The organism is Streptococcus sp. CCH5-D3, assembly GCF_001556435.1.
Taxonomy (GTDB): domain Bacteria; phylum Bacillota; class Bacilli; order Lactobacillales; family Streptococcaceae; genus Streptococcus.
The window spans coordinates 22,354-37,982 of record NZ_LSIW01000139.1 but is presented as its reverse complement, the minus strand read 5'-3'; the positions used below and the strand labels follow the sequence as shown (position 1 = coordinate 37,982).

The window sequence follows — 15,629 nt, the reverse complement described above, 5'->3', positions numbered from 1 at the left end:
GGTCGATTATACCGACTTTGCGCAGTTAGTGAGGTTGATAGGCAGAACGCCATAGCGGCTGCCGTAGACTATCAAGTGCTTGGCACTTAGAGAGTCTTTCAACGTCAATCCACAAACTCAAATTCGAAGTTACCAATACGAACGATATCGCCATCCTTAGCACCACGTTCACGAAGCGCTTCATCAACTCCCATACCACGCAATTGACGTGCAAATTTCATGATTGATTCGTCACGTTCCATGTTGGTCATAACAAAGAGTTTTTCAAGTTTCTCACCAGAAAGTACCCATGAGGCATCGTCGTCACGGCTAATTTCAAATGGACGTTCATCCTCGTTAAAGCCGTAGTAAACTTCTTCTTGTTCCATATCATCTTCGCTATAAAGCAAGAATTCGTCTGTCTCATCAAGCAATTTTGCAGTAGCTTCTAAGAGATTTTCCAAACCTTGGTGAGCCAAACTTGAAATTGGGAAAATTTGTGGCAACTCATCGAATTCATCGTAGTTAGCAGCCAATTTTTCCTTAAACTCTTTCAAGTTTTCCTCAGCCTCAGGCATGTCCATCTTATTAGCCACAATAATTTGTGGGCGTTCCATCAAGCGAAGATTATAAGTTTCCAACTCTTTATTGATCTGAAGATAATCCTCGTAAGGATCACGCCCTTCACTCGCTGACATATCAATCACATGAAGGATAACACGTGTACGCTCAATGTGGCGAAGGAACTGCGTTCCCAATCCAACACCCTGACTAGCCCCCTCAATCAATCCTGGAAGGTCAGCCATAGCAAAGCTCTCACCTGACTTAGTACGAACCATTCCCAAGTTAGGAACAATTGTCGTAAAATGATAGGCACCAATCTTTGGTTTTGCTGCTGTTACCACACTGAGAATCGTTGATTTACCAACAGATGGGAAACCAACCAAACCAACATCAGCCAAAATCTTCAATTCCAATTGAAGTTCGCGTTCTTCACCTGGTTCACCATTTTCAGCGATTTCAGGAGCAGGGTTACGAGGTGTTGCAAAACGGATATTTCCTCGACCACCACGTCCACCGTGAGCAATGACAAACTCTTGGCCATCTTCAACCAAATCAGTAATAACTTTGCCGGTCTCAGCATCACGAACTGTCGTACCTGGCGGGATGCTAACGATGAGGTCTTCAGCACCTCGACCGTGCATTCCCTTGGTCATCCCTTTTTCGCCATTCTTAGCCTTGAATTTACGGTTATAACGGAAATCCATAAGGGTACGCAAGCCTTCGTCAACCTTGAAAATGACTGAGCCACCCTTACCACCGTCACCGCCCCAAGGACCGCCATTGGGTACATATTTCTCACGACGGAAAGCGACCATCCCGTCACCACCACGACCAGCTTTGACACTAATCTTGGCTGTATCTAAAAACATACTCATCTCTATATCTCTCTTTCTGATTCATGTGTCCTATATAAAGGCATTCTCATATGAGAGAATTTCTGACAGACACAAAAAAACGCTTGATAGCGTCTTAAAGGACAGCTGCGACTGCTTGGAAAATCAATGCCCCAACTGTTACTAATAGCATAATCAAAACGACCAATACTGTTAGACGTTCAAAAAATGATTTCTTACGTGGTCCGTTATCTCCAAATGCCACTTGAATTTACCTCGTTTTTTCTTCTATTATTTCACAATAATAGTAACAAAAATCTGCCCATTTCGCAACTCTTAACTAGCTTAAGCCAAAGGAATCCCAAAAACAGCTAAAGCTTCCAACTCCTCCTCGGTTAAACGTCGCCAAGCACCAAGTTCTAAATCATCTGGCAGACTTAAAGGCCCCATACTCATACGTTGTAACTCTGTCACTTCCTTACCACAAGCAGCTACCATACGCTTAATCTGATGGAATTTCCCCTCAGCAATGGTAATCTGAACCAAGCTAGTCCCAGCATCCCTATCTACGGATACAATCTCTAGTTTAGCTGGTTGGCAAGTGTGGTCTTTGAGTTCAATCCCTTTTTCAAAAGCCAGGATATCCTCCTGATCCATGATACCATCCACCTTGGCTTGATAAATCTTGTCCACATGTTTCTTTGGAGATAGCATGGCGTGAGCTAAGTCACCATTATTGGTCAATAGAAGAAGACCATAAGTGTCAATATCCAAGCGACCAACTGGAAAAACTTGCTTATGTCTTGCTGTGTCATCGAGTAAATCGAGCACTGTCTTGTGACGGGCATCCTCTGTTGCTGAAATGACACCCTGAGGCTTATTTAAAAGATAGTAAACAAAGGTCTCATGTGTCAGCTCCTGACCCAAGTAAGCAATTCGGTCTTTATTCTCATCAATCTGAGCCTTAGGTGACGTCTCCACTTTACCATTTACAGTCACTTGCTTCTTTTTTAGAAAGATCTTGACCTGACTACGACTCCCGACACCACAGTCCACCAAAAACTTATCCAGACGCATCTAAACTTCCTCCTTTATTGGAATCCAAACTTCCATCTCATAATCTTCAGCCTGACGATTTCCTGGGAGATAAACCTCTACAGTGGGCTGGTCAATCATTTCAAAATGGTTCTTAGCATAGTGAAAACTCTCCCAAACAGCTGCCGTTGCAGGCCCTCTAAGTTTAAATATCGCATAAGTAGCTGGTGCTAGAGCAATCATTTCCATACTATCATCCTCACCAGCCAAGGCTGTTACATAAGTCTTGCGACTACCATCATTGATCCGAATGCCATAGGTAGGAACAGCCAAATCATCTTGTTCTGCTAAAAAAGTACCCAAAGGAAGTCTGTTGGCTTACCTAATTCCTCGCCTTCAAAAGCCATCCCTGAAAAACTCAAAAATCCCTTCCGAACAACCCTCACATCATAACGAACGGTTACTAAATCCAACTTTTGAATCACCTTTTTCAGTTTTGTCAGCTCAACTGGAACCTCGTCCGCTAGGACATAGGAAATTTTTTCTACAAATGCTTCTTTTTCGGCATTACCAGAGCCTATAGGAACCAAGACCCAATCTTCTGCTACAACGCTTTGATCTTCACAAAGGTAGGTAAAGTGCTTGCCTCCTTCGTTAAAAGACACATCAGCTAAACGAAAAAGAGGTTCAGGCAAATCGACAACCACCATCTCAAGCCCGTTTGCCTTAAACAAGAGCTCTTGATCCCTTAAACGAGCCTTCATAGTCAAGCTATCACTATCAATAGAAAAGCTGTTATCCGAGTCCATTACAGACTGAAAGAAGGCCTGATGTAAACCTGAAAAAGTCCAGACAGCATGCCAACGACACATCATCTCATAATCGTCAATGGTCACCAGAAGAGAGAGCTCCTGCTGGTCAGATGCATAGGAATATGCTTGAACGCTCAATTGGTCTGGTGTCAGGTAGTCATTAACAAAGACCGCAAAGTCATCCATGGTTTGAAAATCTGACATAAACGCTCCTTTTCTATTCCTCGACCGAGCCTGTCACATACATAGTAAATGTAGCCCTTGTAATAATTTTCTCTTCCTGATTAGTAACGACAACTTCCACCACCTTAGTCGTCTTGCCATTATGAACAAATAATCCTTCAATCTTGAGTTGGTCAGACAAATGCCCTGCCTTAAGATAATTGATATTAGACTGAAGCGTCACCGCATAGTCACCTGTTGAAATGGCCACGAGCCCTGCGACCTGGTCACAAAGCGTAAACAGATATCCCCCATGAGCATTACCAAAATAATTTAGGGACTTCTCGACTACCTTAGTTGTCACGATAACATGTCCCGTTTCAAATAGTTCTTCTTGAAAATTCTCAAATACACGGATCTCATGTAGTTTGTCTTCCATAGCAAGCCCTCCTATCGTTGCTCATTTCACACCTAGTGAAATGACACGTCTTTATCTACTAGTATAACACGAAGTTCATAACGGATAACAAGCTTATTTGGCTAAGCTAATATCAACCTTAATATCTTCACGAAAAAGCTTCTTCACTCGACAATAATTATCCACAAAAGCCAAGAGTTCTTGTTCATTTTCCAAAATCAGATCCTTAGGTAAATGAATCGCAAGTGTGAAATGCCCTTCTTCATAGTTGGAATCAACCTGAATAGCAAGCTCCTCAATTCCCTGATACTTGGCAAAATAACTCTGTAGACACATGGTCACACAAGAAGCCAAAGCAATATTCACCAGGCTCATAGGTGTTTCCCCATCTTCCGTATAGCCAAAAAGTTCCACAGGTGCTCCATACCCCTCTGAAAGTGAATGGAATCGTTTGTCACCTTTAATTGTTGTTTGATACATCATGTCACCTCAATCTATTTTTTATTATTATAACAAAGAGAGGGCTAAGGACCGAGCTGAACGATTTGAAATATCTATCAAAAAAAACAGAAAGCGTAAGGGTTATCAGCTCTTATTTTCCAATAGATTAGTCTTGTACAACACTGATATTACCAAGGGGTTACAGTTGAGTAAAAACGACTGGAAGCGCTTTTAAAATTTTGTTTTTTCATTTAAAATGAATTTACTAAGAAAAAAGGGAGACTATTATGAAAACATTTTCTAAATTAACTTTAGCCTCTGTCTCAGTTCTTGCCTTGTTGACCTTAGCAGCATGTGGCAACTCTAAAGACAAAACTGACTCATCATCTTCAGCACCATCATCAAGCAAGGTGACCAAAGAATCTTCTTCAACTGATTCAAGTGCTTCAGTAAAAGTCAACAAAGATGGATCATCTGAAGTCAGCGACGGAAACGCTAACTCAGCAAAAACAAACGGCAATAACACTGTAGAAGCTAACGATAGCGAAGGTAACAGCGCAACAGTTGGTCAAGATGGTTCAGTCGATGTTAATAGCCAAGACGGTACAAACGTCAAAGTCGGATCAGACGGAACTGTCTCAATTGGTAACTAAATAAGATAAAAAAGGTTAGCTATTCTGCTAGTCTATTTTTTTAGATTTAGATTGATGTAAACGCTTCCTGAAAGTGTTATAATAGGCGTGGAAATCCAAATTCAGGAGGTGAGACAATGAAAAATAAAATCATCTTGGGATGTTTGGCTGCAGCGACTTGTGAGATTCTCTTTGGGCTCAGTTTTATCTTTACCAAATCTATTACAGCACAGGTCAGTGACCTGGCTTTAATCTCTTGGCGCTTTGTCACAGCCTTCCTTTTTATCAACCTCTATTTTCTCATCAGTCGACGTCGGATAACAATTAATGGTAGAAATCTTAAACCCCTGACACGTATTGCTATCCTCAATCCGATAATCTATTTTATCTGTGAAACAATTGGTATTCGTATGACGACGGCTTCTGAAAGCGGAGCCTTTCTCGCCTGCATCCCAGTCGTTGCCCTTATCATGTCTAGCCTTATTTTAAAAGAATGGCCCAGCCGTTGGCAGGTGGTCGGTGTCATCACCACCCTCGTCGGTATCATCATGGCTGTCTTTGCTGCTGGCGGTTCTACCCACTTCTCCCTGGTGGGCTACTTGATTCTAGGTCTAGCAGTTGTCTCCTACGCCCTGTATTGCGTTGATGTTGAAAGGGCTAGTCAATTCAGTAGCCTTGAAATTACTTATTTTATGCTTGCCAGTGGTTGCCTGACATTTGGACTCTTTGCACTCAGCCAAGGCTTTCTAGCAGGCGATTTGAAAGAGCTCTTGCTACTCCCTGTGACCAATCCAAAATTCACTATCACCATCCTTTATCAAGGCTTGGGATGCAGTGTTCTGGGCTATCTTCTATCAAATTTTGCCATCGCAAATATCGGGGTTAACCGAACAGCATCCTTTATTGGGATTTCGACAATTATCTCAATTCTAGCGGCTGTCGTCGTCTTAGGAGAACCCTTCTCGTATTTACAAATTTTTGCAGGAATTTTAGTCGTCTTGGGCGTCTATGTGGCCAATAAAACCTAAAACTCTCGGGAATTAAGCTTCCGAGAGTTTTTAGTCTTAATCAAGCTCTGTTTGGATTAACACGACGAGTTCTTCCTCATTAGGAATGCTGCTTACCGCAGTCGGCTCAGGTAAAGCCTTATCTCCATACCCCTTAATAATATGTGATAAGAACACAGACGCTTTTGTCATGGCAAGAGGTAAAGAATCTGCCCTAATGCTACGACCAAAATCAGGAAAACTAATTTGATAACCTTCCTCAATCGTGTGAAAAATCGCTGGATATTCGTATAACATATCTCTTCCCCCATTTCAATACTATACTCCTCTATGATAAGATGCGTTTGAAGAGAAGTCAACCAAAATCATTACAATGGGGGAGTGAAACCATTCGAAACAATACAGCAAAGTTAAAATAAGGCTTAGTCCGTATTCAACTTGAGAAAGTGGCACCGATTCGGTGCTTTTTTGCTGCCCGAAAAGTCCCTTGGAATCATCCAAAGAACTCTTTTTATCTGTTCTATTTCTTAACCCCATCCAAAATCTCAATCACCTTATACAAATCTGGTTCTGTGATTTGGTAAGGCGCTTGTTCACGGACGATTGGTTTAGCACAAAAGGCGATGCCGATGCCAGCTGTCTTAATCATAGGCAAATCATTAGCACCGTCACCCATAGCAATGGTTTGCGAGAGTTCGAGACCATTTTCTGCTGCCCAATCTTTGAGTTTGGCTACCTTGACATCTTTGGTGACAATATCACCATAGACCTTACCAGTTAAGACACCGTCAACCACCTCTAGGTGATTAGCCTTAACATAATCGATTCCTGCTTCAACTGCTAGTCTATCCACAGTCTCATGGAAACCTCCAGAAACCAAGCCTACCTTAAAGCCACGGGCGTGGAGTTCATCTACAAGTTCCTTGGCTCCCTTGTTGAAATGAATACGGGCGTAGACCTTGTCAAATATACTCTCTGGCAATCCCTTGAGGGTCGCCACACGCTCATTCAAGGCCTGTCTAAAATCCAATTCTCCACGCATGGCACGCTCTGTGATTTCAGCAACCTTTTGACCAACGCCTGCTTCTTCTCCCAATAAATCAATAACTTCTTCTTGGACTAGCGTAGAATCTACGTCCATAACTAATAAACCTTTAACTTCTGACATAATTTCCTCGATTCTTCGATGTCTATATAAGCCTTCACTAGATTTAATTCAAATATGAAATGAAAAAATGACCTTACAAAAAATTCTGGACCATAGCCCAGAATCTTTCTCTTACATACGAATTTGTTCGCGTGTCTTCTCGTAAGATGATACAAAACGATCTGTCACACCTGGTTCAACTGTTTCCAAGGCATAAGAGATTTCTTCCAAAGATGCATCATAATCATGATCAACCTCAAACAATTTAAGTGCATGCTCAAAGCTACTTTGAACAGCAGGTTCGAACGAACGGTAGCGGTTTGAGTATTGCAAGAGTTGCTCAGTCAAGGTTGCATTTTGAACAACCAAGTAAGCAGTCTCTTCCAAATGATCAATGGCATTTTTAGATGTTTCTGTCAAACGCATTACCGCATCAATATTAATACGGCCACGGCTGAGTTCGTCCATAAGGGCCTCAATTTGAGCACTAGTTGAGAAGAATACACTCAAGAAGGATTGAGGAATACCTGGCAGGTTACGTTTTTCCATGTAACGCTTGATAACATGCAATTTATTAACATAAAGATCAAGCTCTTCACGTGCTTTAGCTTCGTTTTTCTCAATAGCCTGAAGATTTTCAAAGACCTCAACCTGACCGTTTTCAACAGCTGACAAGGTATTAAGACTCTTTTCAAAGATTTTCTCAAGTTCTGAGAATGGTTTCACCTGAGTTTCAAAGTTTTCAAGGGTTGGAAGAACAGCCGTCTCCACACCTGAAATATCAGATGCAAAGCTACGAACATCTGCCGCATATATTTCATCGAAGATGTAAGTCAACATAAGACGCTCAAGCTCTTCTTGAAGTTTCTTGTTGTTTTCTTTAGCATGCTTGAGATAATCTGGCAAAATTTTCTTTTGACGCATAACAACCTTGTATGAGGCAATTTCACGTTCAAAAATGCTATACAAGTTATCAATTTTTTCTTGAATCTCAGCGTTTTCTTCTTCCGCACGGTCTAAATCAAGAGAAACCAACTCACTTGAGTTTGAACGGATAGCTTCACGAATTTCTTGGAAGCGACGTTCGATATTTTTCTCAGGGAAGTGATAATTTTGCTCAATCAACTTGCGATAGCCAGATTCCAAATCATCCAACTGATCTGGGAAATCATCTTCCAACTTAGCTACAATAGCAGGAATCTTCTCTGAAATTTGACCCAATGCAATAGTGTGCTCTTCTGCACGATCCAAGATAGTAGATGCTTCAACAGGGTCACCTGATGAGTTAAGAGTCACGAATTCTGCAAACTCAGCTTCAATGTTTTTAAGTTGCTTATTGATTTCGGTCATGGTAGAACCGAAATTATCAGAGTTTTCCTCGATTGAGTTTTGCAACTCTTCGTACAAGTCTAATGCATGCTTAACGCGAGCACTGTTCTTTTCTTCTTGTTCTTTCAAGGTTGAGAGCGCTTCGCGGATAGACTTGATGTCTTCTTCCACAAGATCTAACTGACTCTCAATGTTATTGATTTCACCACTAGCCTTGAAGAAATGGAAGGTATCATTCATATTTTCAGCTTCGAAAATATGATTTTCAATATCTGCGAATGAATTTGTCGAGATATCAATCCATTTCTGATGCCATTCACGGAATGTTGTTTGACTTTGTCCAATCAAGTGAAGCTTTTTAACTTCTTCAATTTCTTCGTTAATTGGCAAGTCAAACAATTTTTGCTTGCGTTCTTCAAGCTGTGCAATCCGCGAATCATTTCGTTTTCTAATAAGAATACCGACTAAGTAAGCGATAATTACGAGCATAACTACCACTACAATCAGTAAAACAATTCCGCTAGACATAGTTTCTCCTTAATCGTCTATTATGTTCATAAATGTAGAATAACATTACGATTATATCATAGTTATCCTAGCATTGCACCCTTTTCTAAAAGAATATTAGATATCTAGAGTACTGTAAACGGCATTTTCTTCGATAAATTCTCGGCGAGGTTCAACCTTGTCTCCCATCAGCATATCGAAAATCTTATCGGCCTCTGCAGCATCATCCACAGAAACACGTGCCATCAAACGATTTTCAGGGTCCATGGTAGTTTCCCAAAGTTGGTGGTCATCCATTTCACCCAAACCTTTATAACGTTGTACTGTAGGTTTTGAACGTCCCACACTATACTTTTCAAAAGCAGCACGCAATTTGTCTTCTTGATCGGCACCAGGTTGGATGTATTCTTTAATCTCAGAACCAACCTTAACCCCATAAATTGGTGGTTGAGCAATGTAGACATAGCCTGCTTCCAAGACTGGACGCATAAAGCGGTAAATCAAAGTCAGAAGCAAAGTACGGATATGGGCCCCATCGACATCGGCATCGGTCATGATTACCAACTTGTGGTAACGAGCCTTGCTGACATCAAATTCAGCTCCAAAACCTGTTCCCATAGCTGTGAAGAGAGAACGAATTTCTTCATTGGCTAGAATCTTATCCATGCTAGCCTTTTCAACGTTCAAAATCTTACCTCGAATTGGCAGAATAGCTTGGAATTCACGATTACGACCTGATTTAGCAGATCCACCGGCTGAGTCCCCTTCGACAATGAAAAGTTCATTCATTTCAGCATTATTCGATGAACAGTCTGCCAACTTCCCTGGAAGGTTAGAAATTTCAAGACCTGACTTCTTACGTGTCACTTCACGGGCACGCTTAGCGGCGATACGGGCCTTAGAAGCCAAAATCCCTTTTTCAACAATCTTCTTAGCGATAGCAGGATTTTCCAAGAGGAAGCGACTCAAAGCTTCACTGAAGAGACGATTGGTAATCTTAACCACTTCAGAGTTTCCAAGCTTGGTCTTGGTTTGACCTTCAAACTGTGGGTTTGGATGTTTAACAGAGATGATAGCAGTCAAACCTTCACGAACATCATCCCCTGTCAAATTATCATCTTTTTCTTTGAGAATCTTATTCTGACGTGCATAGTCATTAATGACACGCGTTAAGGCTGTTCGGAAACCTTGTTCGTGAGTACCACCCTCATGGGTGTGAATGTTGTTGGCAAAACTCATTACCGTTTCATGATAGCCAGTCGTGTATTGCATAGCAACTTCAACCGAAATACCATCCATCTCACCATCAGTGTAGATAGGTTCATCAAAGATAACATCCTTATTTTCATTGATGTATTTCACATAGGATGTGATACCACCTTCGTAGTGATAATGTTTCTCTTGTTTGAGACCTTCACGCTTATCTGTGATAGAGATACGGAGCCCCTTGTTCAAAAAGGCTAATTCTTGGATACGTTTAGCCAATTTTCCAAAATCAAACTCGGTTGTCTCTTGGAAAATCTCTGGGTCTGGCGTAAAGTGAACAGTCGTACCATGTTTCTCTGTTTCACCAATTACTGCCAAATCTGCTACCACTACCCCACGTTTATACTCTTGGAAGTGGATATGGCCATTTTTATAAACCTTAACATCAAGTTGTGTTGAGAGGGCATTAACGACCGAAGAACCAACCCCGTGCAAACCACCAGAGACCTTATAACCGCCTCCGCCGAATTTACCACCAGCGTGAAGTACTGTAAAGACAGTTTCTACCGCAGGACGGCCAGTTTTTTCTTGGATATCGACTGGAATACCACGACCATCATCGACAACCGTAATAGAATTGTCCGGCTCAATAAAGACTTGGATATGAGTGGCGAAACCAGCCAAGGCCTCATCAATTGAGTTATCGACAATCTCCCATACCAAATGATGCAACCCTTCTTTTGAGGTTGAGCCAATATACATACCTGGGCGCATACGTACCGCTTCAAGTCCCTCTAGGACTTGAATCTGGCTGGCATCATATTCTTGCGCTTTTTCTTCAAGATTTTTTAATTCATCAGTCATTTATGTCACAATCTCCAATAATGATTTATGGCCATCAACAAGCAAGGTATCCAGACCCGCTACTTTTCCTGCCTCTATATCTATCTGGCGGTCACCAATGACCAAGCCGTGTTTAATATCGTATTTTTTAATTAAATAAAGGAAACTATCTGGACTCGGCTTTCTAGCAAAACCATTTTCAGAAGTTACAACCTCTGTAAAATAAGAGGCAATTTCTGCTTTATCAAGGATGTCTAGCACCAAGTGATTACGGTGGCTAACCAAAAAATTACGCCCACCTTCGGTCACAATCTTAGCTAGGACAGCCCTAGCACCTTCAAAAAGAACAGGTTCCTGTAAATGCTTGGCTTCCTCCTGCTTATATAGGGTTCGAAAATCAGCTATATCAGGCGCAAACATAGCAATGGCAGTGCTCGTTGATACCTTAAGGGCATCATAGACTGCTTGAGGTTCTGCTGTACGCTCAAATTGTTCTAAAGTTGCTAGAAAGGCTTGGGTTGATACCTGGTAATTATCCAACAAGGTACCACCCAAATCCCAGATATAATCTCCATAATTCATAACCTTAATTATAACATAAAAGGTCAGATTTTGCTTGCTTTTCACAGCTAAAAAGGCTTGGAAAACCTATCCAAACCTTAATTTTTTATTTCAGAATCAAACTCGCCACAATAGGACTAATAAAGACATATAGAATCCCTGTCACAGCAATTGAGAGACCACCCATGGCACCGGCAACCTGACCATATCTGAAGGCAGTTCCTGTACCTACAGCGTGTCCGGTTCCTCCTAGTGAAAGTCCGATAGCGACTGGGTCTTTAATCCCAATCATTTTTAGAAAGACAGGACCTAAGACAGAGGTTAAGATACCCGTAATAACAACTACAACCAAGGTTACCGTCGTAATCCCCTGCATTTTTTCCGAAATTCCCACAGCCATGGCAGTCGTTACAGACTTAGGAAAGAGCGAAATAGCCAAAAAATAATCCATTCCAAAAAGCTTAGCAATCAAGGCCGTGTATGTCGTATTTAGAACACAAGCAACCGTTGATCCAATTAGAATACTCTTATAGTGATGGCGCATGAGGTGTAGATTTTTATAAAAAGGAACTGCTAGCGCGACTGTTGAAGGAATAATCAAACTGTTAAGATAAGAGCCACCGACATAGTAATCCTTGTAGGAAATTCCTGTATAGTGCAAAATGACGATAATCAGGGCAGTCGATACAAGAAGAGGCGTCGTCAAAGGATTAGGGAAACGTCGATAAATCAATAGCCCTATTGTGTAAGCTAGTACAGAAAGTGTTAGCCCAAACAAGGGTGTGTTAAAAAAATTAGCCACGTTTAACCTCCTCGTAATCACCTTCAAAATGTTTTTTGATGAAACCGACGACTACTGCAATCACTACAATATTAAGAACCAAAGCTCCCATAATAATCAAAATAATAGGGACAATATTCGCTGAAATAGCATTCCAACGTTCCATAATACCGACACCTGCTGGCAAAAATAGAATAGTCATATTGGCAATTAAAAATTCTGCCACAGCATGTATATGACGTAGACGAATCCACTTAAGCTGAAGAGCAATCAGAAGCAAGAATAAGCCAATAATGCTTCCAGGAATAGGTAATTTGAAGAATGTTGACAGAGCTTCACCAATAACGGCAAACAAACAAATCAACATGAATTGAACGTAGTATTTCACAACTTGCCTCCTAGGTTTAATCACCTATTAGTCTACTCCTTTTTTTTTGAATATCAAGAGTTTTCAGTAAATTCTTTTGAAAATTTGAGAGCCATAAATCAGCCCCTTTGAATATAAAAAAATCCAACCTAAAGGCTGGACTCTATCACAGATGCCACCACCGAGAATTGAACTCGGAACGGAGCATTACCATTGCTCTATTATACCATTTAACTATAGCGGCAACTGTTTTAATCTTACCATATTTCTATTTACTGTGGCAAGATTTTTTGCTTATTTTTTATAAATTTAAGTCTTGGTAAGGCGTACGGTAACCAACCTGTAAAACCTTACCATCTTTAATCAAGATAGGACGTTTAATCAACATACCATCTGAAGCTAAGAGTTCAACAGCTTCATCAAGAGATAGCGTTGGTAGCTTATCCTTTAATCCTAGAGATCGGTAGGATTGTCCACTCGTATTAAAGAATTTCTTAAGCTCTAAATCTGACCCTGCCAAAAGCTCTTTTAAAAACTGAGCCGAAGGTGGGTTTTCCTTAATATTAATAGATTTAACATCTAAACCTAATTGATTGAGTTCCGCCTTTGCCTTACGACAAGTGCTACATTTGGGATATTCATAAAATGTGTACATTTTTTTCTCCTTTTTTTCTAGCATAAAATATCTGTCTAAGACTTGTCAAACCTAATGCCTTCTAAATGAAGTAAAAAACGCTTGGCTTCTTCTCCTGCTGCATATTTTCCTATATGACCACTACTAGGAAGAACCCGATGACAAGGGACGAGAATCAACCATGGATTCTTACCAACAGCAGTTCCTACGGCCTGTGCCGATTGACATGAAATCACTTTACCAATCTGACTATAAGTTCTGCTCTGACCCGCAGGAATGTCCCGTAAAGCTGACCAAACTTTTAGCTGAAAGGCTGTCCCTCTATCTGCTAGAGGGAGGGTATCTGGACTTGGATTATTACCTTTAAAATAAGCCTCTAACCAATCCCTCGTCATTTTCAAGATAGGATTTGAGGTGTCTACTAATTCCTCTTCCTTAATACCTGCCTGAAAATGCTTTTGTCCCTCCAACCAAATGCCATAAAGTGCTTGGTCACTTGCCACCAAGCACAAGCGTCCAATAGGAGATAAATAATACTGACGATAAAGCATGTCTTTATTATAACAAAAAAGACAGGAATCTCTTGTTCCTGTCAATTAACTCTTATTATTTACCTTTAATCAAACGCACACGAACGATATTGTCACTAGCTTCAAACTTAGCAACCAATTCATCAATCTTAGACTTGTCTGTTTCATCAAGGTCAAGAAGTGTATAGGCATATTCACCCTTAGAACGGTTGATGATATTATCAATATTGATATTAAAATCAGAAACCGCTGTAGAGATACGAGCCACAATATTAGGCACGTTTTTATTAATCAAGGTGATACGGTATGGGGCACTCAAGGCCTGTTGCACACGTGGGAAGTTAACAGAGTTAACAATCTCACCTGTTTCCATGAAACGACGAATGGTTTGACCGGCCATAATCGCACAGTTAAGTTCTGCTTCACCTGTTGATCCTCCAACGTGTGGGAAGACAGTCACATGAGGTTTATTAAGTAGCTCTTCTGTACCAAAGTCGGTGATATAACGTTTAACCACACCTGTTTCCAAAGCATCAAAGAGGGCATCGTTATCTACCAACTCTGCACGGGCAAAGTTAATGATAGTTGTCCCTTTTTGCATAAGGTTAAAGGCATCCGCATTGAAAGTTCCTTTTGTGTCAGGTGTCAATGGAACGTGAACAGTGATATAATCACAGTTTTCAAAAATCTCTTTGAGATCAGAAACACGTCTTACATGGTGAGAAATATTCCAAGCTGCTTCAATAGAAACGTATGGATCGTAACCATAGACCTTCATACCCAAACGGTAAGCATCATTGGCAATACGTGCACCAATAGCACCAAGCCCGATAACACCAAGGGTCTTACCAGCAATCTCGCTACCAGCAAACTGTTTCTTGCCTGCTTCAATTTGTTTAGGAACATCGTCACCACTAAGTGTGTTAACCCAAGCATTGGCCGCAATATAGTCACGTGCTGAGAGTAAGATAGAGGCCAGAACAGCTTCTTTAACAGCGTTAGCATTGGCACCTGGAGTATTGAAGACAACAATTCCTTTTTCAGTTGCTTCGTCAACTGGAATATTGTTAGTTCCTGCACCAGCACGCGCAATAGCTTTCAAGTTGTCAGGGAAGACGGTATTATGGAGATTTTGACTACGAATGATGTAGGCATCTGGATTTTCCGCTAAATCACCATCAATTTGGAAATGATTTCCAAGTTCCTTCAAACCAATCTGGTTAATATTGTTATATGTTTTTACACTAAATACCATAATTTTATTCCTCTTAAATCAATGTATCCCGTGGTGAGCTGCTTCATCAACTTCTTGATAAAAGGCTTTTTCACGTTTGGTTTTGATTTTCTGATAAGCAAGACGTTCACCATCAATAGGGACCTTGCCACAATAGACATAGCCAAGTTTCTCCAAAATATGCTGCATGATAAGATTCTTTTCATGTGTATCGCAACGAAAATCATGAGCATCAGTTCCCTCAATAAGACCTTGAATAAAGGTTTGAGCGACCCTTTGACCCGTAACCTCAGTCAAAACAGCAACCCTATGGAAAGTAATGTAGCGCTTATTGTGATGTTTCCAGTCTCCATCATAGATTTTGTCGTAAGCAGGGTCTCCATCAGCAACCACCGCAGCATAAGAAACAATTTGACCATCAATGAGTCCTACATAGGCCTGTCCCTTAAGGACATCGTCGAAGATTGTTTCTTCAGTAGGGTAACCATCAGCTCCTTGCCATTGGGTGCTACCAGCTTCTACTAAAGCAGTTCTAGCACTCTCAATGACAGTCATAATAGCCCCAATTTCATTTGGAAAGGCTTGTCTAATTTCCATCTCTTTACCT

20 protein-coding genes and 1 tRNA gene are annotated in these 15,629 nt (G+C 40.9%); 2 read left to right on the top strand and 19 right to left on the bottom strand.

Annotated features, from left to right (window positions below):
* Window positions 1-104: 104 nt before the first annotated feature.
* The 7 genes from obgE to AX662_RS09145 form a co-directional block, all read right to left on the bottom strand.
* Complete coding sequence (obgE, locus tag AX662_RS09170) at window positions 105-1,418, bottom strand: GTPase ObgE (RefSeq protein WP_002891491.1); 1,314 nt, start codon at window positions 1,416-1,418, stop codon at window positions 105-107.
* A gap of 94 nt (window positions 1,419-1,512) precedes the next feature.
* Entirely contained in the window at window positions 1,513-1,641 is a 129-nt protein-coding gene (locus AX662_RS10450; RefSeq protein ID WP_002884629.1) for a DUF4044 domain-containing protein, read from the bottom strand.
* Between the two features lie 80 nt (window positions 1,642-1,721).
* Window positions 1,722-2,453, bottom strand: coding sequence for a pseudouridine synthase (locus AX662_RS09165; protein ID WP_060972249.1), 732 nt, complete (start codon window positions 2,451-2,453; stop codon window positions 1,722-1,724).
* Window positions 2,454-2,774 carry a GyrI-like domain-containing protein gene (locus AX662_RS10990; RefSeq protein WP_229040630.1) on the bottom strand — a complete coding sequence of 107 codons (321 nt, stop codon included), beginning with the start codon at window positions 2,772-2,774 and terminating at the stop codon, window positions 2,454-2,456.
* Window positions 2,759-3,427 carry a hypothetical protein gene (locus AX662_RS09155; protein WP_229040629.1) on the bottom strand — a complete coding sequence of 223 codons (669 nt, stop codon included), beginning with the start codon at window positions 3,425-3,427 and terminating at the stop codon, window positions 2,759-2,761. Before AX662_RS09155 ends, AX662_RS10990 begins: the two co-directional genes overlap by 16 nt.
* 13 nt (window positions 3,428-3,440) lie before the next feature.
* Complete coding sequence (locus AX662_RS09150; RefSeq protein WP_060972248.1) at window positions 3,441-3,824, bottom strand: PaaI family thioesterase; 384 nt, start codon at window positions 3,822-3,824, stop codon at window positions 3,441-3,443.
* Between the two features lie 93 nt (window positions 3,825-3,917).
* On the bottom strand, window positions 3,918-4,283 hold the full coding sequence (locus tag AX662_RS09145) for an OsmC family protein (RefSeq protein WP_037598323.1): 366 nt from the start codon (window positions 4,281-4,283) through the stop codon (window positions 3,918-3,920).
* Between the two features lie 248 nt (window positions 4,284-4,531).
* On the opposite strand from AX662_RS09145, the gene AX662_RS09135 reads away from it, so the two are divergent.
* Both AX662_RS09135 and AX662_RS09130 read left to right on the top strand, forming a co-directional pair.
* Entirely contained in the window at window positions 4,532-4,897 is a 366-nt protein-coding gene (locus tag AX662_RS09135; protein ID WP_037601648.1) for a hypothetical protein, read from the top strand.
* A 116-nt stretch (window positions 4,898-5,013) separates the two neighbouring features.
* On the top strand, window positions 5,014-5,904 hold the full coding sequence (locus tag AX662_RS09130; protein ID WP_060972246.1) for a DMT family transporter: 891 nt from the start codon (window positions 5,014-5,016) through the stop codon (window positions 5,902-5,904).
* A gap of 36 nt (window positions 5,905-5,940) precedes the next feature.
* Here AX662_RS09130 and AX662_RS09125 read toward each other — a convergent pair whose 3' ends face one another.
* The 12 genes from AX662_RS09125 to AX662_RS09070 all read right to left on the bottom strand — a co-directional run bounded on the left by AX662_RS09125 (window position 5,941) and on the right by AX662_RS09070 (window position 15,619).
* A complete protein-coding gene (locus AX662_RS09125; protein WP_002884756.1) occupies window positions 5,941-6,180 on the bottom strand; it encodes a hypothetical protein in 240 nt (79 codons plus the stop codon).
* 223 nt (window positions 6,181-6,403) lie between these two features.
* Window positions 6,404-7,051: a phosphoserine phosphatase SerB gene (serB, locus tag AX662_RS09120; protein ID WP_060972245.1), complete on the bottom strand. Its 648-nt coding sequence runs from the start codon at window positions 7,049-7,051 to the stop codon at window positions 6,404-6,406.
* 111 nt (window positions 7,052-7,162) lie between these two features.
* On the bottom strand, window positions 7,163-8,887 hold the full coding sequence (ezrA, locus tag AX662_RS09115; protein ID WP_060972244.1) for a septation ring formation regulator EzrA: 1,725 nt from the start codon (window positions 8,885-8,887) through the stop codon (window positions 7,163-7,165).
* 96 nt (window positions 8,888-8,983) lie between these two features.
* Window positions 8,984-10,936, bottom strand: a complete 1,953-nt coding sequence (gene gyrB / locus AX662_RS09110; RefSeq protein ID WP_002891505.1) for a DNA topoisomerase (ATP-hydrolyzing) subunit B — start codon at window positions 10,934-10,936, stop codon at window positions 8,984-8,986.
* On the bottom strand, window positions 10,937-11,497 hold the full coding sequence (locus AX662_RS09105; RefSeq protein ID WP_048673773.1) for an HAD-IA family hydrolase: 561 nt from the start codon (window positions 11,495-11,497) through the stop codon (window positions 10,937-10,939).
* Between the two features lie 85 nt (window positions 11,498-11,582).
* Window positions 11,583-12,278: an LrgB family protein gene (locus AX662_RS09100; RefSeq protein WP_060972243.1), complete on the bottom strand. Its 696-nt coding sequence runs from the start codon at window positions 12,276-12,278 to the stop codon at window positions 11,583-11,585.
* Window positions 12,271-12,645: a CidA/LrgA family protein gene (locus tag AX662_RS09095; RefSeq protein WP_037598332.1), complete on the bottom strand. Its 375-nt coding sequence runs from the start codon at window positions 12,643-12,645 to the stop codon at window positions 12,271-12,273. The genes AX662_RS09100 and AX662_RS09095 overlap by 8 nt, the downstream gene beginning before the upstream one ends.
* Window positions 12,646-12,797: 152 nt before the next feature.
* A tRNA-Thr gene (locus AX662_RS09090) sits at window positions 12,798-12,868 on the bottom strand.
* A gap of 57 nt (window positions 12,869-12,925) precedes the next feature.
* Window positions 12,926-13,279: an arsenate reductase family protein gene (locus AX662_RS09085; protein ID WP_037598335.1), complete on the bottom strand. Its 354-nt coding sequence runs from the start codon at window positions 13,277-13,279 to the stop codon at window positions 12,926-12,928.
* A 35-nt stretch (window positions 13,280-13,314) separates the two neighbouring features.
* Complete coding sequence (locus AX662_RS09080) at window positions 13,315-13,809, bottom strand: methylated-DNA--[protein]-cysteine S-methyltransferase (protein WP_060972242.1); 495 nt, start codon at window positions 13,807-13,809, stop codon at window positions 13,315-13,317.
* A gap of 55 nt (window positions 13,810-13,864) precedes the next feature.
* Window positions 13,865-15,043, bottom strand: coding sequence for a 3-phosphoglycerate dehydrogenase family protein (locus tag AX662_RS09075; RefSeq protein WP_060972241.1), 1,179 nt, complete (start codon window positions 15,041-15,043; stop codon window positions 13,865-13,867).
* Window positions 15,044-15,061: 18 nt separating this feature from the next.
* The gene (locus tag AX662_RS09070) at window positions 15,062-15,619 is read right to left on the bottom strand and encodes a GNAT family acetyltransferase (RefSeq protein ID WP_060972240.1); all 558 of its coding nucleotides are present in this window, start codon (window positions 15,617-15,619) and stop codon (window positions 15,062-15,064) included.
* Between the last annotated feature and the right edge of the window lie 10 nt (window positions 15,620-15,629).

Coding starts and splice junctions, on each gene's coding strand:
- obgE (WP_002891491.1), bottom strand. CDS start 1,418: ATGAGTATGTTTTTAGATACAGCCAAGATTAGTGTCAAAGCTGGTCGT.
- AX662_RS09165 (WP_060972249.1), bottom strand. CDS start 2,453: ATGCGTCTGGATAAGTTTTTGGTGGACTGTGGTGTCGGGAGTCGTAGT.
- AX662_RS09155 (WP_229040629.1), bottom strand. CDS start 3,427: ATGTCAGATTTTCAAACCATGGATGACTTTGCGGTCTTTGTTAATGAC.
- AX662_RS09150 (WP_060972248.1), bottom strand. CDS start 3,824: ATGGAAGACAAACTACATGAGATCCGTGTATTTGAGAATTTTCAAGAA.
- AX662_RS09145 (WP_037598323.1), bottom strand. CDS start 4,283: ATGTATCAAACAACAATTAAAGGTGACAAACGATTCCATTCACTTTCA.
- AX662_RS09135 (WP_037601648.1), top strand. CDS start 4,532: ATGAAAACATTTTCTAAATTAACTTTAGCCTCTGTCTCAGTTCTTGCC.
- AX662_RS09130 (WP_060972246.1), top strand. CDS start 5,014: ATGAAAAATAAAATCATCTTGGGATGTTTGGCTGCAGCGACTTGTGAG.
- AX662_RS09125 (WP_002884756.1), bottom strand. CDS start 6,180: ATGTTATACGAATATCCAGCGATTTTTCACACGATTGAGGAAGGTTAT.
- serB (WP_060972245.1), bottom strand. CDS start 7,051: ATGTCAGAAGTTAAAGGTTTATTAGTTATGGACGTAGATTCTACGCTA.
- ezrA (WP_060972244.1), bottom strand. CDS start 8,887: ATGTCTAGCGGAATTGTTTTACTGATTGTAGTGGTAGTTATGCTCGTA.
- gyrB (WP_002891505.1), bottom strand. CDS start 10,936: ATGACTGATGAATTAAAAAATCTTGAAGAAAAAGCGCAAGAATATGAT.
- AX662_RS09105 (WP_048673773.1), bottom strand. CDS start 11,497: ATGAATTATGGAGATTATATCTGGGATTTGGGTGGTACCTTGTTGGAT.
- AX662_RS09085 (WP_037598335.1), bottom strand. CDS start 13,279: ATGTACACATTTTATGAATATCCCAAATGTAGCACTTGTCGTAAGGCA.
- AX662_RS09080 (WP_060972242.1), bottom strand. CDS start 13,809: ATGCTTTATCGTCAGTATTATTTATCTCCTATTGGACGCTTGTGCTTG.
- AX662_RS09075 (WP_060972241.1), bottom strand. CDS start 15,043: ATGGTATTTAGTGTAAAAACATATAACAATATTAACCAGATTGGTTTG.
- AX662_RS09070 (WP_060972240.1), bottom strand. CDS start 15,619: ATGGAAATTAGACAAGCCTTTCCAAATGAAATTGGGGCTATTATGACT.